The sequence below is a fragment of the Halopelagius longus genome (assembly GCF_900100875.1).
Taxonomy (GTDB): Archaea; Halobacteriota; Halobacteria; order Halobacteriales; family Haloferacaceae; genus Halopelagius; species Halopelagius longus.
The window spans coordinates 206,925-232,459 of record NZ_FNKQ01000001.1; the positions used below are offsets into that span (position 1 = coordinate 206,925).

23 protein-coding genes are annotated in these 25,535 nt (G+C 68.3%); 9 read left to right on the plus strand and 14 right to left on the minus strand.

Annotated features, from left to right (window positions below; all coding sequences use genetic code 11):
- Positions 1 to 4: 4 nt before the first annotated feature.
- The 4 genes from BLS11_RS01035 to BLS11_RS01050 form a co-directional block, all read right to left on the minus strand.
- Positions 5 to 373 carry a PIN domain-containing protein gene (locus BLS11_RS01035; RefSeq protein ID WP_092531631.1) on the minus strand — a complete coding sequence of 123 codons (369 nt, stop codon included), beginning with the start codon at positions 371 to 373 and terminating at the stop codon, positions 5 to 7.
- A 49-nt stretch (positions 374 to 422) separates the two neighbouring features.
- Entirely contained in the window at positions 423 to 1,652 is a 1,230-nt protein-coding gene (locus BLS11_RS01040; protein WP_175454342.1) for a translation initiation factor IF-2 subunit gamma, read from the minus strand.
- Positions 1,653 to 1,823: 171 nt separating this feature from the next.
- Positions 1,824 to 2,633 carry an SDR family NAD(P)-dependent oxidoreductase gene (locus BLS11_RS01045; protein ID WP_092534373.1) on the minus strand — a complete coding sequence of 270 codons (810 nt, stop codon included), beginning with the start codon at positions 2,631 to 2,633 and terminating at the stop codon, positions 1,824 to 1,826.
- 112 nt (positions 2,634 to 2,745) lie between these two features.
- Entirely contained in the window at positions 2,746 to 3,588 is an 843-nt protein-coding gene (locus BLS11_RS01050) for a DUF6517 family protein (RefSeq protein ID WP_092531637.1), read from the minus strand.
- A gap of 230 nt (positions 3,589 to 3,818) precedes the next feature.
- Between BLS11_RS01050 and BLS11_RS01055 the strand changes: the two genes are divergently transcribed.
- Positions 3,819 to 4,802 carry a DUF5787 family protein gene (locus BLS11_RS01055; protein WP_092531640.1) on the plus strand — a complete coding sequence of 328 codons (984 nt, stop codon included), beginning with the start codon at positions 3,819 to 3,821 and terminating at the stop codon, positions 4,800 to 4,802.
- A 2-nt stretch (positions 4,803 to 4,804) separates the two neighbouring features.
- On the opposite strand, the gene BLS11_RS01060 is transcribed toward BLS11_RS01055, so the two are convergent.
- From BLS11_RS01060 to BLS11_RS01080, 5 genes are all read right to left on the minus strand, one after another.
- Positions 4,805 to 4,993: a hypothetical protein gene (locus BLS11_RS01060; protein ID WP_092531643.1), complete on the minus strand. Its 189-nt coding sequence runs from the start codon at positions 4,991 to 4,993 to the stop codon at positions 4,805 to 4,807.
- Between the two features lie 63 nt (positions 4,994 to 5,056).
- Positions 5,057 to 5,881, minus strand: coding sequence for an MBL fold metallo-hydrolase (locus BLS11_RS01065; protein ID WP_092531646.1), 825 nt, complete (start codon positions 5,879 to 5,881; stop codon positions 5,057 to 5,059).
- Between the two features lie 72 nt (positions 5,882 to 5,953).
- A complete protein-coding gene (locus BLS11_RS01070) occupies positions 5,954 to 6,880 on the minus strand; it encodes a DMT family transporter (RefSeq protein WP_092531649.1) in 927 nt (308 codons plus the stop codon).
- 54 nt (positions 6,881 to 6,934) lie between these two features.
- Complete coding sequence (locus BLS11_RS01075) at positions 6,935 to 7,579, minus strand: hypothetical protein (RefSeq protein ID WP_092531652.1); 645 nt, start codon at positions 7,577 to 7,579, stop codon at positions 6,935 to 6,937.
- A gap of 71 nt (positions 7,580 to 7,650) precedes the next feature.
- Positions 7,651 to 9,024: an ATP-binding protein gene (locus BLS11_RS01080; protein WP_092531655.1), complete on the minus strand. Its 1,374-nt coding sequence runs from the start codon at positions 9,022 to 9,024 to the stop codon at positions 7,651 to 7,653.
- Positions 9,025 to 9,304: 280 nt separating this feature from the next.
- Here BLS11_RS01080 and nasA point away from each other — a divergent pair, with 280 nt between their 5' ends.
- The 3 genes from nasA to BLS11_RS01095 all read left to right on the plus strand — a co-directional run bounded on the left by nasA (position 9,305) and on the right by BLS11_RS01095 (position 14,246).
- Positions 9,305 to 11,431, plus strand: a complete 2,127-nt coding sequence (nasA, locus tag BLS11_RS01085; protein WP_092531659.1) for an assimilatory nitrate reductase NasA — start codon at positions 9,305 to 9,307, stop codon at positions 11,429 to 11,431.
- Positions 11,432 to 11,453: 22 nt separating this feature from the next.
- A complete protein-coding gene (locus BLS11_RS01090) occupies positions 11,454 to 12,170 on the plus strand; it encodes a molybdenum cofactor guanylyltransferase (RefSeq protein WP_092531662.1) in 717 nt (238 codons plus the stop codon).
- 309 nt (positions 12,171 to 12,479) lie between these two features.
- The gene (locus BLS11_RS01095) at positions 12,480 to 14,246 is read left to right on the plus strand and encodes a nitrite/sulfite reductase (RefSeq protein WP_092531665.1); all 1,767 of its coding nucleotides are present in this window, start codon (positions 12,480 to 12,482) and stop codon (positions 14,244 to 14,246) included.
- A 108-nt stretch (positions 14,247 to 14,354) separates the two neighbouring features.
- Here the strand turns inward: BLS11_RS01095 and BLS11_RS01100 are convergent, their stop codons facing one another.
- Positions 14,355 to 14,786 carry a hypothetical protein gene (locus BLS11_RS01100; RefSeq protein ID WP_139172748.1) on the minus strand — a complete coding sequence of 144 codons (432 nt, stop codon included), beginning with the start codon at positions 14,784 to 14,786 and terminating at the stop codon, positions 14,355 to 14,357.
- A 283-nt stretch (positions 14,787 to 15,069) separates the two neighbouring features.
- On the opposite strand from BLS11_RS01100, the gene BLS11_RS01105 reads away from it, so the two are divergent.
- Both BLS11_RS01105 and BLS11_RS01110 read left to right on the plus strand, forming a co-directional pair.
- Positions 15,070 to 16,203: a thiolase family protein gene (locus tag BLS11_RS01105; RefSeq protein ID WP_092531671.1), complete on the plus strand. Its 1,134-nt coding sequence runs from the start codon at positions 15,070 to 15,072 to the stop codon at positions 16,201 to 16,203.
- Between the two features lie 133 nt (positions 16,204 to 16,336).
- On the plus strand, positions 16,337 to 17,038 hold the full coding sequence (locus tag BLS11_RS01110; protein WP_139172749.1) for a hypothetical protein: 702 nt from the start codon (positions 16,337 to 16,339) through the stop codon (positions 17,036 to 17,038).
- Positions 17,039 to 17,058: 20 nt separating this feature from the next.
- On the opposite strand, the gene BLS11_RS01115 is transcribed toward BLS11_RS01110, so the two are convergent.
- From BLS11_RS01115 to BLS11_RS01125, 3 genes are all read right to left on the minus strand, one after another.
- Complete coding sequence (locus BLS11_RS01115; protein ID WP_092531677.1) at positions 17,059 to 18,927, minus strand: cation:proton antiporter domain-containing protein; 1,869 nt, start codon at positions 18,925 to 18,927, stop codon at positions 17,059 to 17,061.
- 132 nt (positions 18,928 to 19,059) lie between these two features.
- Positions 19,060 to 21,057, minus strand: coding sequence for an AMP-dependent synthetase/ligase (locus tag BLS11_RS01120; RefSeq protein ID WP_092531680.1), 1,998 nt, complete (start codon positions 21,055 to 21,057; stop codon positions 19,060 to 19,062).
- Positions 21,058 to 21,196: 139 nt separating this feature from the next.
- Positions 21,197 to 22,120 carry an MBL fold metallo-hydrolase gene (locus BLS11_RS01125; RefSeq protein WP_092531683.1) on the minus strand — a complete coding sequence of 308 codons (924 nt, stop codon included), beginning with the start codon at positions 22,118 to 22,120 and terminating at the stop codon, positions 21,197 to 21,199.
- Between the two features lie 91 nt (positions 22,121 to 22,211).
- Here BLS11_RS01125 and BLS11_RS01130 point away from each other — a divergent pair, with 91 nt between their 5' ends.
- The 3 genes from BLS11_RS01130 (at position 22,212) to BLS11_RS01140 (ending at position 25,108) form a co-directional block, all read left to right on the plus strand.
- On the plus strand, positions 22,212 to 23,225 hold the full coding sequence (locus BLS11_RS01130; RefSeq protein WP_092534376.1) for an NAD(P)H-dependent flavin oxidoreductase: 1,014 nt from the start codon (positions 22,212 to 22,214) through the stop codon (positions 23,223 to 23,225).
- 68 nt (positions 23,226 to 23,293) lie between these two features.
- Entirely contained in the window at positions 23,294 to 24,676 is a 1,383-nt protein-coding gene (gene serS / locus BLS11_RS01135) for a serine--tRNA ligase (protein WP_092531686.1), read from the plus strand.
- Positions 24,677 to 24,841: 165 nt separating this feature from the next.
- Positions 24,842 to 25,108 carry a hypothetical protein gene (locus tag BLS11_RS01140; RefSeq protein WP_092531689.1) on the plus strand — a complete coding sequence of 89 codons (267 nt, stop codon included), beginning with the start codon at positions 24,842 to 24,844 and terminating at the stop codon, positions 25,106 to 25,108.
- A 9-nt stretch (positions 25,109 to 25,117) separates the two neighbouring features.
- On the opposite strand, the gene BLS11_RS01145 is transcribed toward BLS11_RS01140, so the two are convergent.
- Positions 25,118 to 25,498 (minus strand): nuclear transport factor 2 family protein, encoded by a 381-nt coding sequence (locus BLS11_RS01145; RefSeq protein ID WP_092534379.1) that lies wholly within the window; start codon positions 25,496 to 25,498, stop codon positions 25,118 to 25,120.
- Positions 25,499 to 25,535 lie beyond the last annotated feature (37 nt).

Below are 25,535 nucleotides of genomic sequence, written 5' to 3' on the forward strand. Positions count from 1 at the left end.
ATGGCTATGGTTCCGTTATTGCGAGTTTGTCCCGACCCCTTATACCGATTACTCGAACGCCGCGTTCGAGCAGTCGGTCCCGAAGGGGCTTGTCGTTCGTGACGACGTAGTCGCACTCGCCTTCCGCGAGTTCGACGACTGCGTCGTCGGCGTACGGTGCGTCGGTTTCGACGACGCGACACCGTTCCGCGGCGAGGTCGGCGCCCACGCTGGCCGCCACGCCCTCTGTGCCGCCCCCGCGGGAGAGTTTCTCCAACTCCGCCGTGACTGCACGGGGGACGACGAGGTCGAGGTCGGCGGCGAGTAGCCGGTCGAGTTCCTCGAACAGTCGCACGTCGAGTTCGACCGGCATCATCAGCGCGTTCGTGTCCATGATGACTGTCGTCACACCTTCCTCTGGGTTCGTGTCGCGTCTCTCTCCGTCACTTCAGCGTCCCGATGCCGATGAGTCGCCACCGCGCGCCGACCCGGCGGTTGATGGCTATCTTCGAGCCCGACCGCGCGCAGACGGGGCGCTTCAGCGACACTTCCGCCTCGCCGCTTCGCGCACTCGTGACGGCGCCGACCGTGGTGGCCGTGCCGACGGTGAGCATCAGGGGTTCGCCGGTCGATATCTCCTCGACCGTGTCCTCGTCCTCGCCGACGACTCGGTCGAGGAGTTCGACGTCCATCGTGAACTCCTCGCGCGTCGGCGGCAGCGACCCGGGTTCGCCCGCGACCTGTCCCGCGAGGGCGTCTCCCTTCGTGAGACTCGGGTCGAGACCGGTCCCGACGCCGCAGAGGCCGCCGGGGCGGACTTCGTCCACCATCTGCCCGCCGGCCTGCAGCGAACGGATGTCGGTCGTGATGGGTCGCCACTCGGTCTGGCCGCCCTCTTCGACCTCTCGGCCGGGGCGGAGTTCGAGTTCGTCGCCCTCCGACAGTTTGCCGGTGACGACGGACCCGCCGATGACGCCGCCGGAGAGGTCCTCCCACGTCGTACCCGGGCGGTTGATGTCGAACGACCGCGCCGTAAACATCTGCGCGGCCTCGCCCTCGTCGCGGTCGGGCGTGGGAATCTCCTCTTCGATGGTCTGGATGAGGAGGTCAACGTTGACGCCTTGCTGGGCGCTGGTCGGGACGATGGGGGCGTCCTCGGCGACCGTTCCCTTCACGAACTCCTGGATCTGCTCGTAGTTCTCGACGGCCCGTTCGCGGTCGACGAGGTCGACCTTGTTCTGGGCGATGACGATGTTGTCGATGCCGATGATGTCGAGCGCCATCAGGTGCTCTTCCGTCTGCGCCTGCGGCACGTCCTCGGTGGCCGACACCACGAGCACCGCGCCGTCCATGATGGCCGCGCCCGACAGCATCGTCGCCATCAGGGTCTCGTGACCCGGCGCGTCTACGAACGACACCGTTCGCAGTATTTCCGTCTCGTTGCCTTCCTCGTCGGTCTCTTCGACCGTGTAGCACTCCGGTTCGTCCTTCCCGGGGATTCGGCGGAACGTCGCGTCCGCGTACCCGAGTCGGATGGAGATGCCGCGCTTCATCTCCTCCGAGTGCTGGTCGGTCCACGACCCCGACAACGCCTGTACGAGCGTCGTCTTGCCGTGGTCTACGTGACCGACGAGTCCGATGTTCACCTCCGGTTGTTGTGGATTTTGCGTCACCATTGACCTCCTGAAGTAATCTTGGGGAAGTTTCGCCCCGAGCGCCTGATAAAGTTGCTGTTATAGTCGCGGGGCCGACGCTCTGCGGCCCGTGTCGTGTGAACTTCCCGCAGGAGAGGGAGTCGTCCCTCCCCGAACACTGTTCGAATACCACTAGGCGGGCCGAGGTGATTAGTCCGCCGGCGGTTCGAAGGTGTTCGGCGGTCCCGTCGGCGAGAGCGTCTGTCCGGTGACGAACGACGCGGCGTCGCTGGCGAGAAAGCGGACGGCGTCGGCCACCTCCTCCGGCGTGCCGACCGTCCTGTCCACCGGGTCTCGCTCCGGCATCTCCTCGACGCCGAGCCACTCCCGCACCGCCGGCGTCGCGATGAACCCCGGTTCGACCGCGTTCACGCGAACGTCGTCGCCGGCCCACTCGACGGCGAGCGTCCGCGTGAGGGCGCTCACGCCCGCCTTCGCGGCGCTGTAGGGGCCCATCCTCGCGACGCCGTAGCGACCGGCCATGCTGGAGGTGTTGACCACCGCGCCGCCGTCTTCGCGGAGTGCGTCGGCGAACGCGCGGGTGACGTTGTACGTCCCGGTGAGGTTCACCTCGATAACGCCGTCCCAGTCGTCGGGTTCGACTCCGTGAAGGGGAGCGCCGGGGCCGGCCCCGCCCGCGTTGTTCACGAGGACGTCCACGCCGCCGAACTCCTCGACGGTCGCGTCGGCGAACGACGCCACCGAGTCCCTGTCGGTCACGTCGCACTCGACGGCGAAAGCCGACCCGGGACGGTCGGCGGCGTTCAGTTCCTCGGCGACGGCGTCGACGTCCGCCTGCGTCCGAGAGCAGATGACCACGTCCGCGCCGTCCGCGACGAACGTCTCCGCGATTGCGCGACCGATACCGCTGGAGGCGCCGGTCACGACGACCGTTTCGTCGGCGACGCTCGACCGACCGCGGACCGACTCCGTCGTCCGCACCGCGTCTGTGTCTGGCATCGTCTCCGTTACGGCCATCCGAGGGAAAAAGCGAGTGCCCGTCCTCCGAGCGTTCCGTCTGCGAAGCGCCGCGCCCTCCTCGACGCGCCGTCGTGCGCCCTCGACGCCGCGACTACCGAACCCGCTTCATCAGCCCGAACAGTTCGTCGCGGTACGTCTCCGGTTCGAGGCCGAGGTCCACGTCCACGGTGAGCGATATCGCCTCCGAGGGCGACTTCGTCACCTCCCGCTCGAAGTTCTCGTCGGGGTAGGCCCCGCCCGTCACGAGCACGGAGCCGTCGCCTATCCACGCCGCGAGGTGTCCGGCGACGGTTATCTCTCCGCCCTCGATGGCTATCTTCCGGTCGCCCAAGTCGACCGAGAAGCCGTCGAACGCGTACGTCGCCTCGAAGTTAGTCAGGCGCGCCTCCGCGCCCGACGCCACCTGCATCGTCTCCTCGCTGGTCTTCGTCACGTCCGTGAGGCCCGCCTGTTTCAGGCGCGACTGGAACGCCTGCTGGGACTGCGATTCGACCCTGTCGAGGAGCTGTTGGCGGCCCGCGCCCGCCGGGAGACTCGTGATGTCGGGGTCGAACGTCGCCCGCGTGGCGAAGAACGTCGCCAGTTGCGCGTCCGCCCGGCCAAGCGTCTGCTCGGCTATCCGCTCTCGGAGCGCCGTGTCCTCGTAGAGGAGCGTCCGCGTGGCGGCGGTGAGCGTCATCGGCCCGACGGACTGCTCGAACGCCGGGTCGTCCGTCACGTCGTCCGTCTGCTCCCACCCGCCCTCGTCGAGTCGCCCCTCGGGGACCTTCGGCGGCCGCCGCGCGGCGCTCACCGTCGACCCCTGCCCGCTACAGCCGGCGAGCGCGGACGCGCCCGCGGCGGCCGCGACGCCGAGGTACGCCCGTCTGCTCCATCCCTCTCGTCCCTCGTTCCCGCTTCCGTCAGTCTCATTTCGTTCGTTTCCGGGGTGCATCCGTCGTCGTGGGTGGGGCGTATTCACAAAAGTAGTTATCTTCTGATATCCAACAGGTATCGCGCGATTGCAACCCGACTCGGCCGACGCCTCGGTCTTTCGGCCGAAGAGCGACTATCGGACGCCGGACGCGTCGGCTCTCCGCCGTCTCTCGTCGTCGCCCCGTCGTTCTCTCCCGTCTCTCGTCGCCCGGCGAGGTGCTTTTGTCCGCGCCGCCCGGAGGGTCCCCCGTGCCCGCCTCGGACGACCGGACGCGAGAGTTCGCGTTCGAACTCGCGTTGTGCGCCCACCTCGAAGCCGAAACCGAGTGGCTCCCCGCCCGGCAACTCGGCGCGGCAGTCGTCGCTCCCGGCCGCCGCATCGTCGATATCTGCGCCGTCGTCCCGGGCCCGCGGTTCGACGAGCGAACGGCCATCACCGCAGACACCATCCCGACGCGCGCAATCGAGAGCGACGTGGGCGTCGGGGAGGCGGTGTACTGGCGCGACGCCTTCGACTGTTCCCGCGAGGCGGCCCGAACCGCGGTGGACCGCGCCGTCGAGAGCGGATTCTTCGAGCGCGAACGCCGCGGCGCGCGGGAGTACGTGCGCCGGACGACGCGGTACCCCGAGGAGTGGTTCGCCGAACTCGTCGGCGTCGAGAACAAACCCGACTTGGACGCGCCGGGCGCACTCGAACGCCAGTTGCGGACCGACGTGAGTCTCGGCCTCTTCGACCGCGTCGTCCTCGCCACCGAGAGCTACGTCACCCGCGCCCACCTGAACCGCCTGCCCGAGGAGGCGGGCGTCTGGCGGTTCGACCCCGAGACGGGCGACCGGACGGTCGTTCGGGAACCGACGCCCCTGCGGACGGACCGTCCGGGCGTCGAACTCGTCGAGGAACGGCCCCTGCGGACGGACGTGGCCGTCGTCTCCGCCGCGGAGAAGGCCCGCGCGCGCCGGCGACTCGCGGAACGCGCCTACGGCAAGGGCTGGCGGACGTACGAGTTCCCGGCCTGCGCCCGCGCCGACGCGACGGCCGACGGGCGACCCCGTTGTTCGCACTTCGGCCGCGTCGTCGACCCCGCCCGGGAGTGCGGCGCGGACTGCCCGGCGCGCGAGGACGGCGACGCGCCCGACGCGGACGTCGCCGCCCTCCGGGATACCCGGACGCCGTGGGTCCGAGACCCGGCGGGCGTCGTCCGGAGACAGAGCGGACTCGACCGGTTCACCTGACGCTATTTCTCTTCCTCTCGGTTCGAGTAGACGAGTGCGACGGTGACGACGAGTCCGAACGCCAGCATGAACGCCGCGCCGCCCGCCCAGTCGATTTCTCCCTCCGCCGCCCACGAGAACGCGGCGAAGACGACGCCGCCGGCGACGGCACTCGCGACGGCGTAGCGGAGGTCAGAGGAGACGGTCGGCATACCCTATCGGGTCGCTCCGCGGCGAAGTATCCTCGGACGGACCGCGACGCGGGGACGACGCGCTCAGAGGTCGTACACCTCGCCGTCCACGGCGAGGGGTTCCTCGAACGCCTCGTCGGGCGGGTAGAAGTGCGCCGTGTGGACGAGACGGGTCTCCGAGGCGTTCAGGTCGTCGGCCAGGGAGAGCGCGCCCTCTCTGGTCATGTGCTTCGTCCCGAACGTGCGCGGGACGCCGTTTTCGTCGTGGTGTTTCCCGCCGAGGGGGTGGTGTTCGCAGAGCGACGCCGGGACGATGGCGTCCGCGAGAAAGAGGTCCGGGTCGCGGAGCACCTCGCGGGACTCCTCGGGGACGGCGTAGTTCGTATCGCCCGATACGGAGAGCTTCGCGCCCGTCTCGGGGTCTTCGACTGCGAGTCCGTAACAGAGAAGCGGCGGGTGTTCGACGGGGACGAGGGTCACGTCGAGGCCGCAGACGCGGAACGACTCGAACGGCGCGTGCCCGTAGACGCCGACCTGTTCGAGGTAGTCGTACTTGTCTGCGACCGTCTCGGCGACGCTCTCGCCCGTCCGCGGGTCCGTCTCGTCGGCCGCGTGGACGGGCAACTCGTCGAAGACCCGGTAGGCGTTCCCGAGGCCGTCCACGTGGTCGAAGTGGACGTGCGTCACGACGCCCGCGTCCGGGAGCGGAACGTCCTGCGTCAGGAACTGGTGCCGGAAGTCCGGGCTGAAATCCACCAGCAACGACTCGTCGGTTCGCTCGTTCTCGACGTGGACGGAGAAGCGACTGCGCTCGACGCCGCGTTCTCGCGCCGACCGGCAGGTGTCGCAGTCGCACCCGACGGTCGGCGTCCCCGTCGTATCGCCCGTACCGAGGAGAGTGACCCGCATCACCACGAGGTACGTTCCTGCCGGTTGATAAGCGTAGTCGATGCGTCCCGGTCGTCGGGTTCCTCGCCGGCGTCAGTCGCCCGCGCGCCCGACGGCCACCGCCGTGTCGCTGACCAACTCCGCTATCGCCCGGCGCTTGAGGACGACGAACCCGGCGAAGACGACGAGAAAGCCCAAAAGCGTCGCGGGCGTGATGTTCTCGTCGAGTATCGCCACGCCGGCGACTGTCGCGACCACCGGCACGAGGTAGGCGACCAGCGACGTTTCGAGTGCGCCCTGCGTCTCCAGTAGGTGGAAGTAGATGGAGAAGGCGGCGGCGGTGGCGAAGACGCCGAGGTACGCCACCGCGGCCCCCGTTCGGAGGGTTGCCGGGAGCGAGAACGACTCGCCGAGGCCGACGCTGACGGCGTGGAGGAGCACCCCGCCGACGAGCATCGACCACCCCGAGAGCGCGGCGTTGTCCAGCGTCGGGCGCGCCCGTTGGACGAGGACGCCGCCCAACGCGACGCCGGCGACTTGGAGGAGGATGAGCAGTCGGCCGACGACTCTGTCGCCGAGCAGGTTCGCGGGGTCCGGCCGGACGATGAGGACGACGCCGAGGAAGCCGAGGGCGATGCCGACCGCTCCGACCGGCGAGACGCGTTCCTCCGGCAAGAGCCCCAACGCCCACAGCGACGTGGCGATGGGGACGAGGCTCTGCAGGATGGCGGCCACCCCGCTCGGAACCGTCTGCTGGCCGACGAACAGGAAGGCGTTCATCCCGACGAGGAAGACGCCGCCCGCGAGGACGGCCGCGACGTTCGCGCGGTCCGCGGGCCGCCACGTCGCGCCGCTTGCGAGGGCGTAGCCCAACAGGAGCACCGCCCCGAGGTCGTAGCGGAACGCCGCGAACAGCACCGGTTCGAGCGATTCGAGGCCGACGGAGATGGCGAGAAAGGAGAACCCCCAGAGGGTCGCGAGCGTCCCGAACAGGCCGACGGTGGCGAGGCGGCGGTTCACGGACGTACGACCGTCCGCCGGACAATTAGGCGTCTCGGTTCGGCGGTCGGCGCGTCACGCGTAGTGTCGCTCGGAGTACCGAACCCGCGTCGGGACGGTTCGCGTCGCCGTCCGGCCGTCGAGCGTCACCGTCGCGGTCACCTCCCGCGGCGTCGCGGCGACCAGTCGGTCGAAGGCGGCGTTCGTCTCGCTCACTTTCTCCCCGTCGCGGTCGTACGTGACGACGTACTCGACGCTGACGAAAAGTCCGTCGTCCCCGGCGGTGACGCCGACGGACGCGCCGCCGTTCCCGTCCAGTTCGTCGGCGAGTCTCTCCGCCACCGCCTTCGAAGCGACGGTGGCGCACTCCGCCTCGGCCCACCGCTCCCACGGTATCTCCTCGTAGACGGGTTCGCGTTCGGGCGGTTCCGACCCGTTCACCACCGCCTCGTGGTTCGCGTGGCGGTAGGCGGCGACTATCCGCACCGTCTCGTTCTCGGGGACGTACGCCACGTCTTCGACGGTCTTCGAGACCGAGACGGGGTCGGCTTCGCCGGGCGTCGGGTCCGGCGTCGGTTCGCCGTCGGTCGTCGGTTCGTCTCGGTTCGTCCCGTCGTCGCCGCGGTTCGATGCGGTCGGCGCGCCGCCGAGGCACCCGCCGAGAACGGTGCTACCGAGGCAGGCGAATCCGCCGACGAACGCGCGTCTGGTGGAGGGCATCGCTCGCCGGTTCCCGACCGCCTGCTAAGTACTTTGTCGAGAAAAGGGGCGAAACCCCACCGCACGTCGCCTCAGTCGTGGTCGTGACTGTGGTCGTGGTCGTGGTCGTGAGCGCCGCCGTCGCCCGCGACCAACTGCTCGCCGTCGGACATCATGTCCATGTTCTTCAGGTTGTCTCGCTCCTCGAAGTCCTCGACGGCGTCCAAGATGTCCTCCTGCGTGAGCGACATCCGCTCTTCGGTGAGGGCTTCGAGGACGGCTTCCCGCATCACCATCCGGAGGTCAGAGCCGGTGAGGCCCTCCGTCCGGTCGGCGACGGATTCGGGGTCGAACTCCGCGACGTCCATCCGTCTGGTGATGATGCGGAGGATGTCCGCGCGCATGTCGCGGTCCGGTTTCGGGAAGTTCACGATCTCGTCGAAGCGACGCCACGCCGCGGAGTCGAGTTGGTCCGGGTGATTGGTCGCGCCGATGAGGATGACCTCGTCGCGGATGAGCGAGATGTCGTCGATGCTCTTCAGCAAGGTGTTGACCGCCCGCTTGAGCGCCGCGTGCTCGTCCGACCGGCGGGTCTTCGCCACGGAGTCGAACTCGTCGATGAAGAGGATACAGGGCGACAGTCGCTTGGCCACCTCGAACGTCTTCTCGACGTTCTTGGCCGTCTCCCCGAGATACTGGCTCGTTATCATCGAGAGCTTCACCTCGACGAACGGGAGCCCGAGTTCGTGGGCGAGAGCGCGGGTGACGGTGGTCTTCCCGGTGCCCGGCGGCCCGACGAACAGTATCTTCCCTATCTCGCGGAGGCCGATCTCCGCGAGGTACTCGCGGTGTTCGATTGCCTTCATCAGCTTCTGTATCTCGCCCTCTTGGTCCTGCGTGAGGACCAAGTCCTGAAGGGTCATCTCTATCTCCTCCGGCGCGCGGACCTGCACCAAGTCGAGCATCTCCGCGTCCTCCTCCTCGTCGAAGTACTCGTCGAGGAGGCTGTCTATCCAGACGCGGTCGGCCTGAATCGGCCGGGTGTGCTCCCGCGCCTCGGCGTGGGTCACGTCCACGTCGCCGCGGTCCTCGACGGTCGCCGCGATGGTGGGGTTCGTCTCCAACCGGTCGCGTTCGGCCCGGTCTAAGAACCACTCGGTCGCCATCTCGGGTTGCGTCAGCGAGATGCGCCCGGAGAACTCCTCGCGCTGCGTGAACAGCAGGTCGGAGACGGCGTCCCACGGATGCTCGACGCCGGTTGCTTTCCTCGCCGTACTCTCGGTAACGACGAGGGGTCGTTCGATACCGATTGGGGCGTTCTCATCAGTGTCGGCGTCATCGTCCGGTTCCGCCCAGAACACTCGGCGGTACCGCGGCGGCAGGTCGTTCTCGTCCAACCCCCGGTTTTCCGTGTAGAGATGAGCCGTGAGGAGAAATTCGACTACCTCGAGAGCCCGATTACTCATCCGTAAGAAGTTGCCGCCACGAACGCTTAAGACCGTCGAAGGGAAGACGCGAGCGACCCCCGTGCCACCGCTCCTCCCGCCGCCGTCGCCGGCTCGAATCCCCTTATACCGATAATACCTCACCAAGGTCTGCGGGTGACTCCCCCACACTTCACGACCGACTTATTTGTTCAAAGATTAGCGATTTATACCTGCATACGTCCCGTTATATCGTGAATCGGTCCATGTTCGAACAGATGTGTAGGCCAAAACCGTGTAATATGGCGTCGGGGTGGTACCCGTGGTGAGACAGGTTTCGACCACGTGCATGCGGTGTGCGGTCGGATGCGGGCACGTCCACCGGGAGGTGGAGGACGGCACCGGTATCGAGTCCGTCCGCGGCGACCCCGCCCATCCGGTCAACCGCGGACTCGCCTGCGGGCGGGGAATCGACGAGTCCGCGAACCCCGGCGGCGATTGGTTGACCCGCCCTCTCGTCCGCCGCGACGACGAACTCGTCCCGACGACGTGGGAGAACGCCCTCTCCGTCGCCGCGGTGCGCCTCCGGGAGGCGCGCGAGTCCGACCCCGACGAGGTGGCGGTGCTCGGAAGCGGTCAGCAGACGAACGAGGCGGCGTACGCCCTCGGGAAACTCGCCCGCGGCGGTCTCGGGACGCGGATGTACGACGCGAACACGACGCTCTGCATGGCGAGTGCGGTCACGGCGTACTACAACGCGTTCGGAAGCGACGCGCCGCCGCCGACGTACGACGACGTCCCCGAGGCCGACGTTCACGTCGTCTGGGGCGCGAACCCCGCCGTCGCCCACCCCGTGCTGTTCCGGTGGATAGCCGACGCCGCCACGGACGGCCGACTCGTCGTCGTGGACCCGGTGGAGACGAAGACGGTCGGGTTCGCCGACGACCACGTCCAACTCGCGCCGGGCGGCGACTTGGCCCTCGCGAAGGCGGTCCTCGCCCGACTGGTCGAGACGGACCGCGTCGACGAGGCGTTCGTCGCCGAGAACGTCGAGGGGTTCGACGAACTCCGCGAGTCGCTTCCGCCCGTCGAGGCCGCCGCCGACGCCGCGGGCGTCGGACTCGACGCGGTCGACCTCCTCGCGGAGGCCCTCGAACGCCGGACGCTCGTCTACTGGGGCATGGGCGTCAACCAGAGCGTTCGCGGGACGGCGACGGCGGGTGCACTCGTGGACCTCTGTCTCGCCTCCGGCAACCTCGGCCCCGGGTCCGGTCCGTTCTCGCTGACGGGACAGGCCAACTCCATGGGGACGCGGGTCTGTTCCTCGAAGGGGACCTGGCCGGGTCACCGCGACTTCGAGGACCCCGCGGAACGGCGCACCGTCGCCGACGCGTGGGACGTTCCGGTCGAACGCCTCCCCGACGACGCCGGCCCCGGTCCGGTGGGCATCTTCGACTCCGACCCCTCGGTCGTCTGGACCGTCGCCACCAACCCCGCCGCCGGGTTCCCCGACGCGAACCGGGCGCGGGCGGTTCTCGACGACGCGTTCCTCGTCGCGCAGGACGCCTTCCGGACGGAGACGACCGACCTTGCGGACGTGGTGCTTCCTGCCGCGACGTGGGGCGAACAGGGCGGGACGACGATGAACATGGAGCGGACCGTATCGCGCGTCCGCGCCGCGACGGACATCCCGACCGGCGTCCGGACGGACCTCGACGTAATCGCGGGCGTGGCCCGCCGCGTCTCGCCGGGTCTGCTCCCGAAACCGCCCGTCGAACCCGAGGCGGTGTTCGACGAGTTCCGGGAACTCACCGCCGGGACGAAGGCCGACTGCGCCGGCATCTCCTACGAGAGACTGGAGGCGGAGGGCGCGGTTCGGTGGCCCGCGCCGACGCCCGACGACGCCGGCGGGTACCGCTACCGGACCGACGACGGGTGGTCCTTCGAGACGCCCTCCGGGACGGCGCGCGTCTCGACGGTGGCGTTCGACGCGCCGGACCTCCCCGAACCGGCCGACGACGACTACCCCCTCGTGCTCACCACCGCCCGCGAGGAGGACGGCTACAACACGGGCGTTCGTTCGCGGGACGTGGACGACCCCGGCCCCCTCGAAGTCCGCGCCGCGCCGGCGACGATAGACGCCCACGCGGACGCACTCGACGCGTCGCCGGACGAGGCGGCCGGCGCCGGGGGCGACGCCGACGGCCGCCCGACGACGCTCGTGGACTCCCGGCGCGGGACCGTCGCGGGCGTCGTCGAGGCCGACGAGACGGTCCCCGAGGGGATGCTCTGGTGCAGCATCCACCACCCCGCGACGAACCGCCTCACCGTCCCCGCGGTTGACCCCCACTCGAAGGAGCCGAACTTCAAGCAGTGCGCCGTTCGCCTCCGCCACCCGACGCAGGAGGCGAACCGAGGCGCGCCCTCCCCCGCGGAGGCGGGCGACTGATGCCGGTGAGGTACCCGACGACGTGCCGGTTCCGAAGGTACCCTCTCGGCGGCGCGGCGTCCCGACGGACCCCGAGACGGAACCGATGACGGCCGAGGAGACGATTGACGCCTCCGACGCGCGTCGAATCGACGTGGGGACCGCCGGCGTGATTCTCGCGGGCGGCCGTTCCACGCGCTTCGACGGCGGCGACAAGGCCCTCGCGTCGGTGGACGGCGTCCCGTTGGTCGTCCGCGCCGCCGACGCGGTCGAACCGCTCTCGGATCACCTCGTCGTCAACTGCCGGGACGACCAACGCGACGCCCTCGCCGACGCCCTCGCGGCGGTTTCGATCCCGACGACGTTCGCGCCCGACCCCATGGCGGACCGCGGTCCGCTGTTCGGCCTGCGAACGGCGCTCAGACACGCCGACGCTCGGTACGCTGTAGTCGTCCCCTGCGACATGCCGGCGCTGACGACGGCGTTTCTCGCTCACCTCGCCGCCCGCGCAGAGGGGTCGACGGGCGCCGCGGTGCGGTGGGACGGCGCCGTCGAACCGCTTCCGTTGGCGGTCCACGTCCGCGCCGGAGAGGTGGCCTGCACGGAGACGCTCCGGGACGGCCGACACGACCTACGGAGCCTCGTCGAGGCGCTTTCGCCCGCCTTCGTCTCGGAGTCGACCGCCGCCGCCCACGGCGCGCCGGCTATCCTCCGAGACGTGGATACGCGCGCCGACCTCGGGTCCGTCGCGCGCGAGTGACGGGCCGGTCCTCCCCGACCCCCTTCTTCGATGCGCTCCTCGGTACGTCGAACTCCGCGCTCTCCGCGCAGAATTGTTAATCATATTTCATTACCTTCAGTTGAGGATGTACACTTCGAGGCAGAAAAACTGGAATCATACGTCCTTATACGCTACTGAATTGGTTATAAATAGGAGGAATGTCGAATTATCTAGCCATATGTTTGGTTTTTCAACGGTTAATACTATGTGCGTGGCTGCCACAGGCACGACCACGAATGAACGTCCAGACGACGCAACGCAAGACGGAGAAACCGTCGGTGATTCGCGATGGCGCATAAGAAAGAGAAATTCAAGGAGGAACTGTACGGCGACGCCGTCCGCGAGAAGATTCTGGAGTTCGCCGCGGAGGGGTGGGAGTCCATCCCCGAGGACGAACGCGAAGAGTGGTTCACCCGGTTCAAGTTCTGGGGCATCTTCCACCAGCGCACCGGGCAGGAAGGGTACTTCATGATGCGGTTGACGAACGCGGACGGTCGCCTGAAACCCGGCCAACTCCGCGCGATAGCCGAGGTGGCCCGCGACTACGCGAAAGGCCCCGTCTCGAACCCCGAGTTCGGAAACGGGTGGCTCGACCTGACGACGCGGCAGTCGGTCCAACTGCACTGGATTCGCCTCTCGGACGTCCCCGACATCTGGGAGAAACTGGAGTCCGCGGGCGTCTCGACGCGTTCGGCCGGCGGCGACACGATGCGCAACATCGTCGGCTGTCCGGTCGCCGGCAAGGACGCCGAGGAACTCGTGGACACGACGCCCCTCTTGGACCGCTTCCAGGAGGAACTCCGCGGCGACGACGCCCTCGCGAACATGCCGCGGAAGTTCAACATCAGCGTCACGGGCTGTCACGAGGGCTGCGCCCAAGACAGCATCAACGACGTGGGACTGGAACCCGCGCGCAAGGAGGTGGCGGGCGAGGAAGTCCTCGGCTTCAACGTCCGCGTCGGCGGCGGCCTCGGCGGCAGGGAACCCCGCGTCGCCCGCCCTCTCGACGTGTTCGTCGCGGACGAAGACGAGGCCTACGAGGTGGTCCGCGGCTTCGTGGAACTGTACCACGACCACGGCGACCGGGACGTTCGCTCGAAGAACCGGACGCGCTTCTTCGTGGACGAAGAGGGTCCCGAGACCATCCGCGAACTGCTTCAGGAGGAGTACGTGGACTTCGAACTCCGACGCGCGGGCGAGGACATCCGCGAGGAGTACACGTACAACGCCGGTCGTCCGCCCGAGGCGGGGAAGGCCGACCACGTCGGCGTCCACGACCAGAAGGACGGGCGGAACTACGTCGGTCTGAGCGTCCCCGTCGGGCGCATCCCCGCCGAGGACGCCATCGAACTCGCCGACTTGGCGGACGAGTACGGCTCCGGCGAGGTTCGACTCACCCGTCGGCAGAACCCCCTCGTGATGGACGTGCCCGACGACGAACTCGACGCCCTACTCGCGGAACCGCTCTTGGAGACGTACAAACCGGAGCCGAACCCGTTCACCCGCGGCGCGGTGGCGTGTACCGGCACGGAGTTCTGCTCGTTGGCGCTGACCGAGACGAAGGCGCGGATGGCGCTTCTGCTCAGGTGGCTCGACGCGAACGTGGACCTGCCGGACGACGCGGGGCCCGTCAAGATCCACTACTCGGGCTGTACCGCCGACTGCGGGCAGGCCAACACCGCCGACATCGGTCTGTTCGGCATGCGCGCCCGGAAGGACGGCCAGATGGTCGAGGCGTTGGACATCGGCGTCGGCGGCGGCGTCGGCGAGGACCCCTCCTTCGTCGAGTGGATTCGCCAACGCGTCCCCGCCGACGAGGCGCCCGGCGCGATACGGAACCTGCTCGAAGGGTTCGCCGCCCACCGCGAGGAGGGCCAGACGTTCCGCGAGTGGGTCGAGTCGGTCGGCACCGAATCCCTCGTGGAACTCGCCGAACCCGAGGAGACGGACTACGAGGACCCGTACATGTACGACGCCAAGCAGGCGTGGTACCCGTTCGCCGAGGACGACGAAGCGTCGTCGGCGAGTGAGGCGGCGGGAACGGCGGACGACTGAGACGATGACGCGAGAAGAGCCTTCCGGGGCGGAACACGCCGACGAGTCCGACGCCCGCCAGCACGCCTCCGCCGACGTGGCACCCGAACTGTTCGCCGCCGAGGACGCCTAACTCGGCGTCTCCGGGTCGGCGCAGGCGACGACGTCCGCGTTCGCGGCGGTCCGCGGGTCCGCGCGTTCGGACCCCTCTCTCTCGGCGCGAACCGCCCGCGTCGGGCCGACGAAGTACGTCGCGTGCGCCGCGTAGTCCGCGTGGACCGTCACGGGGGTTTCCGTCCCGCCCTCGTCGCCCTCCGGAAATCCGCACCCCATATCGAGCCGAACGGCGGCGAGGGCTCCGTTCTCTCTCGATTCGCTCCGTTCGACGGTACGACTCTTCACGGTGAGGTAGGTCGGGTCGCCGTTCGAAGACAGAACGTCGTTGCGCTGGTAGGCCGCCTCGAAGTTCAGCGCGAACGTCTCGGCGGCGGAAACGGCGGTCGATTCGGGGTGTTTCGGGTACGACGGTCCGTCGTCGGCGGCGGGCAACGACGCGGCCACCTCGCACGACGATCGGGCGGGGGACGCGTCCGCGGCCGAACGCGTTCCTTCGGTCGAACGCCCGTCGTTCCCCGATTGGGCACTGCCGAGGCACCCGGCGAACGAGCACAGAGTGGCCGTGCTTCCGAGAAACCGGCGGCGGTGGAGGGTCATCGGACGAGGCTCCCGGCGGCGGGCCAAGTGCTTTCGGGTGCCCGTAGAAGGAACCGCGAGCACGTGAAACTCCGTGCGGTATCCTTCGAGTTCTACCCCATTTATTGCCGCAGACGTTCGAAATGGGAGTATGCCTACGCCAGTCATCGCGGCCGCGTACCGAACGCCGTTCGGCAAAGCCGGCGGCGTCTTCGAGGACACGCGAAGCGAGGACCTCTCCGTCGCCCTCATCGACCACATCATGGAGGAGACGGGCCTGCAGAGCGCCGACGTGAACGACCTCATGTGGGGGGTCGCCCAGCAACGCGGCGAACAGGACAACAACGTCGCGCGCGTCATCGCCCTCCTCTCGGAACTCGGCGAGGGGACGCCGGCGACGAGCATCAATCGCTGGTGCGCCTCCTCGATGCAGGCCGTCATCTCCGCCTCCGACGCCATCGCGGCGGGCAACCGCGAGTGCATCATCGCGGGCGGCGTCGAGAGCATGAGCCGCGTCCCGATGGACGGCGACTCCTACCAGCATCTCCACCCCGAACTGTCGGAGAAGTACAACGTCTTCCAACTCCAGATGGGGATGACCGCCGAGAAGGTGGCCGAACAGGAGGGCGTCTCCCGCGAGGAACAGGACGAGTACGCCCTGCGGAGTCACAACCGCGCCGCGGAGGCGACGGAGTCGGGTCGCTTCGACGACGAAATCGTCCCCATCGAGACGGACGACGGCGTCGTCACGAAAGACGAGGGTATCCGCTACGACACCTCCCTGGAGGCGCTTTCGAGTCTCTCGCCCGCGTTCACCGGCGACGGCACCGTCACCGCGGGGAACTCCTCGCAGATAACCGACGGCGCGGCGGCGGTGCTCGTCACGAGTCGGGAGTTCGCCGAGGAAGAGGGGTTAGACGTCCTCGCGGAAGTCGGCACGAACGCCGTCGCGGGCGTGGACCCGACGGTGATGGGAATCGGCCCGGTGCCGGCGACGCGGCGACTCCTCGAACGCAACGGTCGGGACATCTCCGACTACGGCCTCGTCGAACTGAACGAGGCGTTCGCCAGTCAGGCCGTCTACGCCCGCGAGGAACTCGGCGTCGACGCCGCCCAGTACAACGTCAACGGCGGCGCGATAGCCCTCGGTCACCCCCTCGGCGCGTCCGGCGCGCGCCTCCCCGTGACGCTGATTCACGAGATGATAAAGCGCGACGAAGAGCGCGGACTCGCCACGCTCTGCGTCGGGTTCGGGCAGGGCGCGGCTATCGAGTTCAGTCGGTGAGGGAAGCCGGATTCCGGCGCTTTTTAGTTCGTAAACGGTGGCAGACCGCGCCCGCCGAGTTCGGTCAGTAGCCTCCGAGCGACGACTGACGGCGGCCACGACGCTTTTCGCCGTTCCGGGCGAATCGCACCCCGTGACCACTGAACGTCCAGCGGACGGTGCGGAGTCGGGATGGGACTCTCGGGTGCTCTCGCGCCGACGACTCTTGACCGGCGTCGCAACCGCGGGGGCGGCCGCCTCGCTTCCGGCGTTCGTCGGCGGCGCGGCGGCACAGGAGGAGACGGAGTCGCCCGCCGCGACGCCCACCGAGGAGACGGAGGCCCCCACCGAGACGCCAACCGAGGAGTCGGGGACGAGCGCACCCGAAGAGGAGGTGACGACGGAGGCCGCCCTGCCGACCGACGCCCCGACGTTCGACCAGTCGGACTACGTGGGACTGTTCGTACAGGTGACCGGGTACGACCGGGAGGCCGACCTCTCGGGGGTCGGCGAGTGCGGGTTCGTCGAGAACCAAGAGGACCTGACCGCCTTCGACGCGGAGATATTCGAGACGACCGGCGAGATGCCGTCCGAGCAGACGACCCTCTACACCGTCACCCAGCAGGGGACGGTCGTCCAATCCGGAAAGCTGTTCGTCGTCAACAGCCAGACGTCGTGCTCCAGCGATTTCGTGACCGTCGGACTCGAAGAAGTCGGCGCGAGCAGCATCGAGACGCCGACGCCCGCGGGCGGGTCGTCGGGCGGGGCGATCCCCGGCTTCGACGCCGTCGCGGGCGTCCTCGGAGTGGGTGCGGCCGCCGCCGCCGCGGCGGTTCGTTCCCGCGGCGACGAGTGAACGGAACGGCCGCCGCGGGGTCAGTCGTCCGGGTGGACGTACTGTAGCGCCTCGCGGACCGACTCGTTGGCTCCCATGACGGTGATTCGGTCGCCCTTCTGGAGCGTGAAGTCGGCGTTCGGAACGCGCGTGTCGCCGTCTCTGGCGACCAACGCGATGAGGCAGTCGCCGGGGAGTTCCGGACCGACTTCGCGGACGGTGCGGCCGATGTGCTCCTCGGCGGTCAGTTCGACCTCTTGGATGTCGCCGGTGTGACCGACTTCGCCCATCCAGTCCATCATCGCCGGCCGCTCGATGTAGTTGTCCATCGCTTGGGCGGTGGCCAGCACCGAGGAGATGGTCCGAACGCCGAGTTCCTCGAACGCGTCCACGTTGTCGGGGTTGTTCGCCCGCGCCAGAACCGTCTCGGGGTCGAACTTCGAGTTGACCAACTGGGCGACGAGCAGATTCACGTCGTCGTCGCCCGTCGCGGCGACGACGATGCGACTGTTGTCGGCTCCGGCCGACCGGAGCACGTCCGTGTCGGTGCCGTCGCCTTTGTGGACGGTGAACCCCTCGTTGCGGGCGATTTCGACGGCTTCCTGACTCTGGTCGATGAGCACTACGTTCTCTCCGCGGTTTTCGAGACGGGCGGCGAGCTCTCTGCCCACCTTCCCGCCTCCGATGACGAGTACACGCATTGGTATGATGTCGAGGTATTCTGCGATGCGGCGGGCGAATCCGCCTTCGAGGACGACCGTAGCGAGGATGACGAGGAAGACGGTGCCGACGAGGAGGTCGGCCGCCTCCGTCAACCCTTCCGCGCGGAGTTGGATGGCGAAAAGCGTCGCGACGGACGCGGGGATGATGCCGCGCGGTCCGACGAGACTCATGAACATCCGCTCTTGGAAGCTGAACCGGTCGCCGACGGTCGATAAGAAGACGCCGAGCGGTCGAACGATGAGCGCGACGGCGACGACGACGCCGAGTCCGCCCACGCCGAGTGCGATGAGCGTCTCGAACTGCAGGAGCGCAGCCAAGGCGATGAAGACGAACGAGAGCACGAGGAGGGTGATGTCGCCTTTGAACGCGGAGATGTCCTCCTCGTACGGTACGTCGAGGTTGGCGAGGAGGATGCCGGCCGTCGCCACCGCGGCGATACCGGACTCGGTCGCGATGGTGTCTGCGGCGCCGTAGGCCACGAGTGCCCCGGCGAGAACGAGCAGTCGCGCGTTCTGCGGGGCGTTCCCCGGCGAGAGGTCCACGTACCGGAGCGCGTAGTAGACGGTCGCGGTGACGAGTCCGCCGACGATGACGCCGACACCGAGGCGTTCGGCGAACAGCGTCAGGAGTTCCGGTGCGGTACCGATGCCGGAGATGATGGCCTCGAAGATGACGACGGCGAGGATGGCGGCCGTCACGTCGTTGACGATACCCTCCGCCTCCAACGCCGCCTCGACTCGGTCCCGCGCCGGGACGACTTCGAGAATCGGCGTGATGACCGTCGGCCCCGTGGCGACGAGCAACGCGCCGATGAGGAACGAAATCGGCCACGCGGCTTCGAGGAGGAAGTGAACCGCGGCGGCGGTTCCCAGAAGCGACAACACCGCGCCGACGGTCACCAAGCCGATCGTCGCCGACGGCGCCTCGCGAAGTTTGTCCGCCCGGAGGTGGAAGGCACCCTCGAAGACGATGATGGCGACGGAGAGGCCGACGATGGCCGAGAGGGCGTTCCCGAACGAGTCCGGACCGATGACTCCCAGTACCTCCGGACCGAGGACGATTCCCGAGAACAACAAGAAGACGACGCTCGGGACCTGAAACCGGTCGGAGAGCACTTGCGATACGACTCCGATGCCGATGATGGCCGCGACGATCGGGATGAGGTTCGCCCCTTCGGCGGTAGCCACTATGACACCTCCATGTGACTGTGGCGATGTGGCGAACGACCATAAGTCCATACATTCCCGACGCCATTTCCGGGTGCGAAACTGAACGTTCGTCCGGAAAACATCCGAAATCGGCCAAATGTGGTGGAAAACTCAGTCGCGCGAGGCGGCGGTCGCCTCGTCGCGGTCGTCGGGGGCGCGGTACAGCATCTCTATCTGGTCTGCGTACCGATCGAGGATGTTCCGGCGCTTCTTCTTCATCGTCGGCGTCATGAGTTCGTTGTCCTCGGTGAACTCCTCGGGGACGAGGCGGAACTGCTTTATCCGCTCGTAGGACTCGAGCGACTCGTTCACGCCGTCGATTTCCGCCTGTATCCGCTCGCGAACTCGCTCGTCGCGACAGAGGTCCTGCCGGTCCTCGGGCAGGTCGATCCCCTCGCGTTCGGCCCACTCGCGCACTCCCTCGAAGTTCGGCACGACGAGCGCCGAGACGAACTTCCTGCCGTCGCCGAGAACCATGCACTGTTCGACGACGGAACTCGAGGCGAAGGCGTCTTCGATGGGTCCGGGTGCGACGTTCTTCCCCGTCGAGAGCACGAGTATCTGCTTCGCACGCTCCCGGAAGGCGACGTACCCGTCCGGCCGCAGTTCCACGATGTCGCCCGTCCGGAACCATCCGTCCTCGAACGACGCCGCCGTCTCCTCGGGGAGGTTCCAGTAGCCGTCGGTCACGTTCGGGCCGCGGACGAGGAGTTCGCCCACGTCGCCGCCCGCCTCGCCCTCGATGTCGCCGACGACGGTGTCGTCGAGTTTCACCTCGACGTCCTCCACCGGCGGACCGATGGTTCCCACCTTGGGTTCCTCGACGGGGTTGACGGCGATGACGGGCGAGGTTTCGGTCAGCCCGTACCCCTCCAGAATCGGCAGTCCCATCCCGTGATAGAGGGCGCACAGCTCCGCCGACAGGCTCCCGCCGCCGCTTATGAAGAACTCTATCCGCCCGCCGAGGGCCTCCCTGACCTGCTCGAAGACGAGTCGGTCGGCGACCCTGTGTTGCAGGCCGAGGAGGTAGCCGGGGGCGTCGCTCTCGTGGTGTCGCCGCCCCACGTCTACGGCCCACTCGAAGATGCGCTGTTTCAGGGCCGACTCGGACGCCTCCGACCGGACGGCGTCGAACAGTTTCTCGTACACCCGCGGAACGCTCGTCCCGGTCGTCGGCGCGACGAGTTGGAAGTCCTCGCGGAGGGTGTCGGGGTTCTCGGCGTACGCCACCGTCGCGCCCGCGGCGAACATGAGGTAGTGTCCGGCGAGTCGTTCGAAGACGTGCGCCAACGGGAGGAACGACAGCGTCACCGAGTCCGACGAGACGACCGGCACGTCGTCCTTGTCGGGACGGGGGCCGAACCGCCGGTAACACTGGTTGACGTTCGAGCGGAAGTTCCGGTGCGTGAGGCGCACGCCCTTCGGCCTGCCCGTCGTCCCGGACGTGTAGATGAGGGAGGCGAGGTCGTCGGGGCCGCGTTCCTCGATCCATCCCTCGTACGTCGCCTCGTCGAACGCCGCCGCGCCCCGGTCGTGGAGTTCGCCCAACGTGAGCAGGTCGTCCCTGTCGCGGACGGCACCCGCCATCCCGCTTCCGTCGGGTATCTCGTCCATCACGACGACGAACTCCAGATTCAGGTCGTCTTCGACGGCGAGAACCCGCCGGAGGAGGTCGGCGTTCTCGACGACGACGCCCGCCGCGTTCGAGTCGTCCAATAAGTAGCGGACCTGTCGGTCGGAGGAGGAGGTGTACACCGTCGTGACCGCCGCGCCCGCCGCGAGGAGGGCGAAGTCGGTCTGCGCCCACTCCATTCGCGTGTGCGCGAAGATACCGATGTGGTCGGCGGCGGTCACGCCGAGTTCCCGAAAGCCGGCGGCGAGGTTGCGGACCACGTCCCGCATCTCGCGGTACGTCAGGTCGGCGTACTCCCCTTCGGGCGCGGCGGCGACGGCCCCGCGTTCGACGAGCGACCGGTCGTAGACTCCGCCCTTGTACTGCTGGGCGGTCCGTCGGGCGTTTCGCTCCGCGCTGTCTTCGAACGTTCTCGAAAGCGTCGTGCGGCCGATTACCTCGTCGTCGAAGGCCGCCTCGGCGTCCCGCCAGTCCATGTCACTTCCTCGTCCGTCCGCAACGTAAAATCACGTGCGTTCGCGCGGCCGAACGTTGTTCGGCGTTCAACCGGTCGTTGTCCGTAACGAGTTGTTACCGAATCCCCCGTCGCCGCCCGTCTCGGCGGCCGACGGCGGGTCACTCCCCGTCGTCCTGCTTCGCCTTCCAGTCGAGGTAGCCGAGGACGCCCCGCGCGTTCAGGCGTTCCTCCGCGCGGGCCTTCGTCTCGCCCCACACGTTCACCATCCGCGTGTGTTCGGCGAAGTGGTCGACCACCGCCTCGTCGTCGCCGAGTTCCTCGCGCTTCTGCCGGACCGCCTCCACCCACTCCACGAGCGTTCGCTTGTACGTCTCCATCAGGTCGTCGTCGTACTCGCGGGGGCCGAAGTGGCCGAAACAGAGCGTCTCCGGCGACAGTTCCTCGATGGTTCGGACGTCCTCCAGACAGGCTTCGAGGTCGAACTGCGACGGCGGCGACGTCTCCCGAATCTCGCCCTTCGCGGGGACCCAGATGCCCGCGGCGTCGCCGGTGAACAGTATCTCCTCGTCCGGTTCGTAGAACATCGTCTGGTGGGGCGCGTGCCCCGGCGCGTGGACGACTTCGAGCGTCCGGTCGCCGAGCGATATCTCGTCGCCGTCCGTCAGCGGTTCGGTTCGGTCCTCGGGGACCGGTTTCGGGTCCACGTAGAACTGCCACTGGTCGCCGACGGCGGCTTTCGTCCCCTCGACGAGGCGTTCCGGGTCGACGAGGTGCGGGACGCCTATCTCGTGGGTCATCACCGTCGCGTTCGGACAGGCCTCCGCGAGGTAGCCCGCGCCGCCCGCGTGGTCGAGGTGGATGTGCGTCGGGAGAATCAGTTCGACGTCCTCGGGGGAGAGGCCGACCGATTCGAGGGCCTCCAAGATTCGCTCGTGGTTCGTGCCGATGCCCGAATCGACGAGCGTCGGTCGCTCCGCGTCCACGATGTAGACGGAGCCGTACGCTTCCGTGTCGTACATCCCGGTGTCGATATAGTACACGTCGTCGTGGCCGGAGACGGCCTCCACGTCGCCAATCGCCATGCGTGAGGGGGGACGCCCGGAGCCAAAAGCGTTCGGCCGGCCACCGGGTGAGACATAAGTGTCCGCTCGCCGACGGTTCGACGCGACGACCATGGACACGCGCTTGACGGAACGACTCGGCATCGAGCGACCGGTGGTGCAGGCACCCATCGGAAGCGCCACCTGCCCCCGCCTCGCGGCGGCCGTCTCGGAGGCCGGCGGACTGGGAATGCTCGCGGTGACGTGGCGCGCCCCGGACGACGCGAGGGAGGCGGTTCGGGAGACGACCCGGCGGACGGACGCCCCCGTCGGCGCGAACGTCGTCCTCGACCCCGAGGCGTCGGACGTTCCCGCGTCGGAACTCGTGGCGGCGTGCCTCGACGCCGGGGTGGATATCGTCTCGCTCTCCTTCGGCGACGCCGCCCCGTTCGTGGACCGAATCCACGACGAGGGCGGGGTGGTGCTCCAGACCGTCGGGAGCGCCGAGGAGGCCCGGGCCGCGGCGGACGCCGGGGTCGACGTCGTCGTCGCCCAAGGCTGGGAGGCGGGCGGGCACGTCCAAAGCGACGTGGCGACGATGCCGCTGGTTCCGCGAGTCGCCGACGCGGTGGACGTCCCCGTCGTCGCCGCGGGCGGCATCTCCGACGGGCGGGGACTCGCGGCGGCGGTGACGCTCGGCGCGGACGGGGCGTGGCTCGGAACCCGGTTTCTCGCGGCGGAGGAGGCGCGCGTCCACCGCGCGTACCGCCGCCGCGTCGTCGAGGCCGACGAGACGGAGACGGTGTACGGGACGCCGTACCCCGACGGGTGGCCGGGCGTCCCCCACCGAGTCGTCGAAAACGAGACGACCGACCGCTGGCGGGCGGCGGGCAGGCCGGAGGCGGGACGCCCCGGCGAGGGGGAGACGGTCGCTCGCTCCCCCGACGGGGAACCGCTCTCGCGGTACGAGGACTCGCTTGCGGTTCCGGGGACGGACGGCGACGTGACGGAACTACCGCTGTACGCGGGTCAGAGCGTGGGACTGACCCGCGACGTCGCTCCGGCGGCGACCATCGTGGAGACGCTGGTCGCGGACGCCGAGGCGGCGCTTTCGGACGCCCACTCGTCGGTCTCGGGCGCGGAGTGACCGGAACCCTGCCGCGCGGGCACACAGATGCGACACGGTTTTGCCTCGCCCGTCAGAACCTCGGAGCAATGATTAGCAGGCAGTTCCTCCGCGAGAACCCGGAGACGGTCCGGGAGGCGCTACGGAACAAGGGCGTCGAGGACGTCGACTTGGACCGAGTCCTCGAAGTCGACGAGGAGTGGCGGTCGCTGAAGAACCGCGGCGACGACCTGCGGCACGAACGCAACCAGACCTCCTCGAAGATAGGCGAACTCAAAGCCGAGGGGAAAGAGGAGGAGGCGCAGGCGGCCATCGAGAAGTCCCAAGAGCTCAAAGCCGAGTTAGAGGAGGTCGAGAACCGCGCCGACGAACTGGAGGACGAACTGGAGGCGGCCCTCATGCGGATTCCCCAGATACCCCACGAGGACGTTCCCGTCGGCGAGGACGAGTCGGAGAACGTCGAACGCCGCCGCGAGGGGTTCGACGACATGCGCGAACTCCCCGACGAGGTAATCCCGCACTACGACCTCGGCGAGGAACTCGGCATCTTAGATTTCGAACGCGGCGCGAAGGTGACCGGCGGCGGCTTCTACTTCACGAAGGGCGACGGCGCGATGCTCGAACACGCCCTGATTCAGTTCTTCCTCGAAGTCCACCGCGAACAGGGGTACACCGACGTGTTCCCGCCGGTTCCGGTCAACTCGCGGTCGATGGAGGGGACGGGCCAGTTCCCGAAGTTCACCGATGACGCCTACCGCCTCGGCGAGTCGAACGAGGCGCCGTACGACGACGACGACCTGTGGTTGTGTCCGACGGCGGAGGTGCCCGTCACGAACATGTACCGCGACGAGATTCTCTTGGACGACGACCTGCCGCTGAAGCTGCAGGCGTACACGCCGAACTTCCGGCGCGAGGCGGGCGAACACGGCACCGAGACGCGCGGCATCGTCCGTGTCCACCAGTTCAACAAGGTGGAGATGGTCAACTTCGTCCGCCCCGAGGAGAGTTACGACCGATTCGAGGGACTCGTCGACGAAGCCGAAGAGGTGCTTCGCCGCCTCGGCCTCCCGTACCGCATCCTGGAGATGTGCACGGGCGATTTGGGCTTCACGCAGGCGAAGAAGTACGACATCGAGGTGTGGGCCCCCGGCGACGACATGGAGGGGGGCCCCGAGGAGGGCGGACGGTGGCTCGAAGTGTCGTCGGTGTCGAACTTCGAGGACTTCCAAGCCCGCCGCGCCGGACTGCGCTACCGGCCCGAACGCCACGAGTCGGCGGAGTACCTCCACACGCTCAACGGGTCGGGCCTCGCCGTCCCGCGCGTGATGGTCGCCATCCTCGAGTACTACCAGAACGACGACGGCACCGTCACCGTTCCAGAACCGCTCCGACCGTACATGGGCGGCCGCGAACGCATCGAGGGCCACGACCCGGTCGGCGAGTCGGCCCTGGGCGCTGGAACGGAGGAGTGACGCCGCGTCCGACCCGTCAGCGCCCCGTTTAATCCGGCGTTTAACGTGAAACTCGGCGTAATCCGACGAAACTGGCTGCCACGGCCGACCCCTTACTTGACGGTCCACGACGACCGGCGGGTGTATGGTCAGACGGACTCGGTACGATACATCCGGTGATGCTCGATGAGGTCGGCCGAAGAGACGCGGTGGTACGCGATCGGACGCCACCGGTTCGACGGACCCGACGAACTCGACGCGTCGCTTCTGCTCTCTCTCGACGCGGACGCCGAACGAACCTCCTGCCTCTCCGGGACGGACCCGGAGGCGATCGAGAAACTGCTCGTGAGGGCCCGCAACGCCGGCGTCGACCTCTCGGTGTCGCTCTACGTCGACGGTCAGGAGGTACGAATCGACTCCGACGGCGTCATCGCGGTCAGAAAGGAGGCGTGACGCCCGCGCTCACCGCGTGAACGTGTCGATTCGAACGATCCGACCGCCCTCGAACGCGAACGCGTCCACGAACTCGAACCGAACGTCGCCGTCCGCGCCGACCAACCGCCCGCGGACGGCCCGCCCGCCGCCCTCGGCCGCGCGGTACGCGTTCACCACCTCGTGGGTGGTGTCCCTCTCGGGGCGGTCCTCGCGCATGAACGCGACGAACGACTCCCGCCCTTCGAACGTCCGGTCGGGTCGGTCGTGGACGAACTCGGGGGCCAGAAGCGACCGGAGGCGGTCGTAGTCGCCCGCGTCGATAGCCTCGTAGTATTCGCGTGCGGTCGCCGTCTCGTCTCCGACGTCTCCGTCGGCGTCGCTTCCGTCGTCGGCCTCCGTCGGTTCCATACCGTTTCTCTCTGCCAGGAGACGCATCTGTCTGTCG

Bases quoted from the DNA above. Each gene is read 5' to 3' on its own strand.
- BLS11_RS01035 (WP_092531631.1), bottom strand. From the start codon at position 373: ATGGACACGAACGCGCTGATGATGCCGGTCGAACTCGACGTGCGACTG.
- BLS11_RS01045 (WP_092534373.1), bottom strand. From the start codon at position 2,633: ATGCCAGACACAGACGCGGTGCGGACGACGGAGTCGGTCCGCGGTCGG.
- BLS11_RS01050 (WP_092531637.1), bottom strand. From the start codon at position 3,588: ATGCACCCCGGAAACGAACGAAATGAGACTGACGGAAGCGGGAACGAG.
- BLS11_RS01060 (WP_092531643.1), bottom strand. From the start codon at position 4,993: ATGCCGACCGTCTCCTCTGACCTCCGCTACGCCGTCGCGAGTGCCGTC.
- BLS11_RS01065 (WP_092531646.1), bottom strand. From the start codon at position 5,881: ATGCGGGTCACTCTCCTCGGTACGGGCGATACGACGGGGACGCCGACC.
- BLS11_RS01075 (WP_092531652.1), bottom strand. From the start codon at position 7,579: ATGCCCTCCACCAGACGCGCGTTCGTCGGCGGATTCGCCTGCCTCGGT.
- BLS11_RS01080 (WP_092531655.1), bottom strand. From the start codon at position 9,024: ATGAGTAATCGGGCTCTCGAGGTAGTCGAATTTCTCCTCACGGCTCAT.
- BLS11_RS01095 (WP_092531665.1), top strand. From the start codon at position 12,480: ATGGCGCATAAGAAAGAGAAATTCAAGGAGGAACTGTACGGCGACGCC.
- BLS11_RS01105 (WP_092531671.1), top strand. From the start codon at position 15,070: ATGCCTACGCCAGTCATCGCGGCCGCGTACCGAACGCCGTTCGGCAAA.
- BLS11_RS01120 (WP_092531680.1), bottom strand. From the start codon at position 21,057: ATGGACTGGCGGGACGCCGAGGCGGCCTTCGACGACGAGGTAATCGGC.
- BLS11_RS01125 (WP_092531683.1), bottom strand. From the start codon at position 22,120: ATGGCGATTGGCGACGTGGAGGCCGTCTCCGGCCACGACGACGTGTAC.
- BLS11_RS01130 (WP_092534376.1), top strand. From the start codon at position 22,212: ATGGACACGCGCTTGACGGAACGACTCGGCATCGAGCGACCGGTGGTG.
- serS (WP_092531686.1), top strand. From the start codon at position 23,294: ATGATTAGCAGGCAGTTCCTCCGCGAGAACCCGGAGACGGTCCGGGAG.
- BLS11_RS01140 (WP_092531689.1), top strand. From the start codon at position 24,842: ATGAGGTCGGCCGAAGAGACGCGGTGGTACGCGATCGGACGCCACCGG.
- BLS11_RS01145 (WP_092534379.1), bottom strand. From the start codon at position 25,498: ATGGAACCGACGGAGGCCGACGACGGAAGCGACGCCGACGGAGACGTC.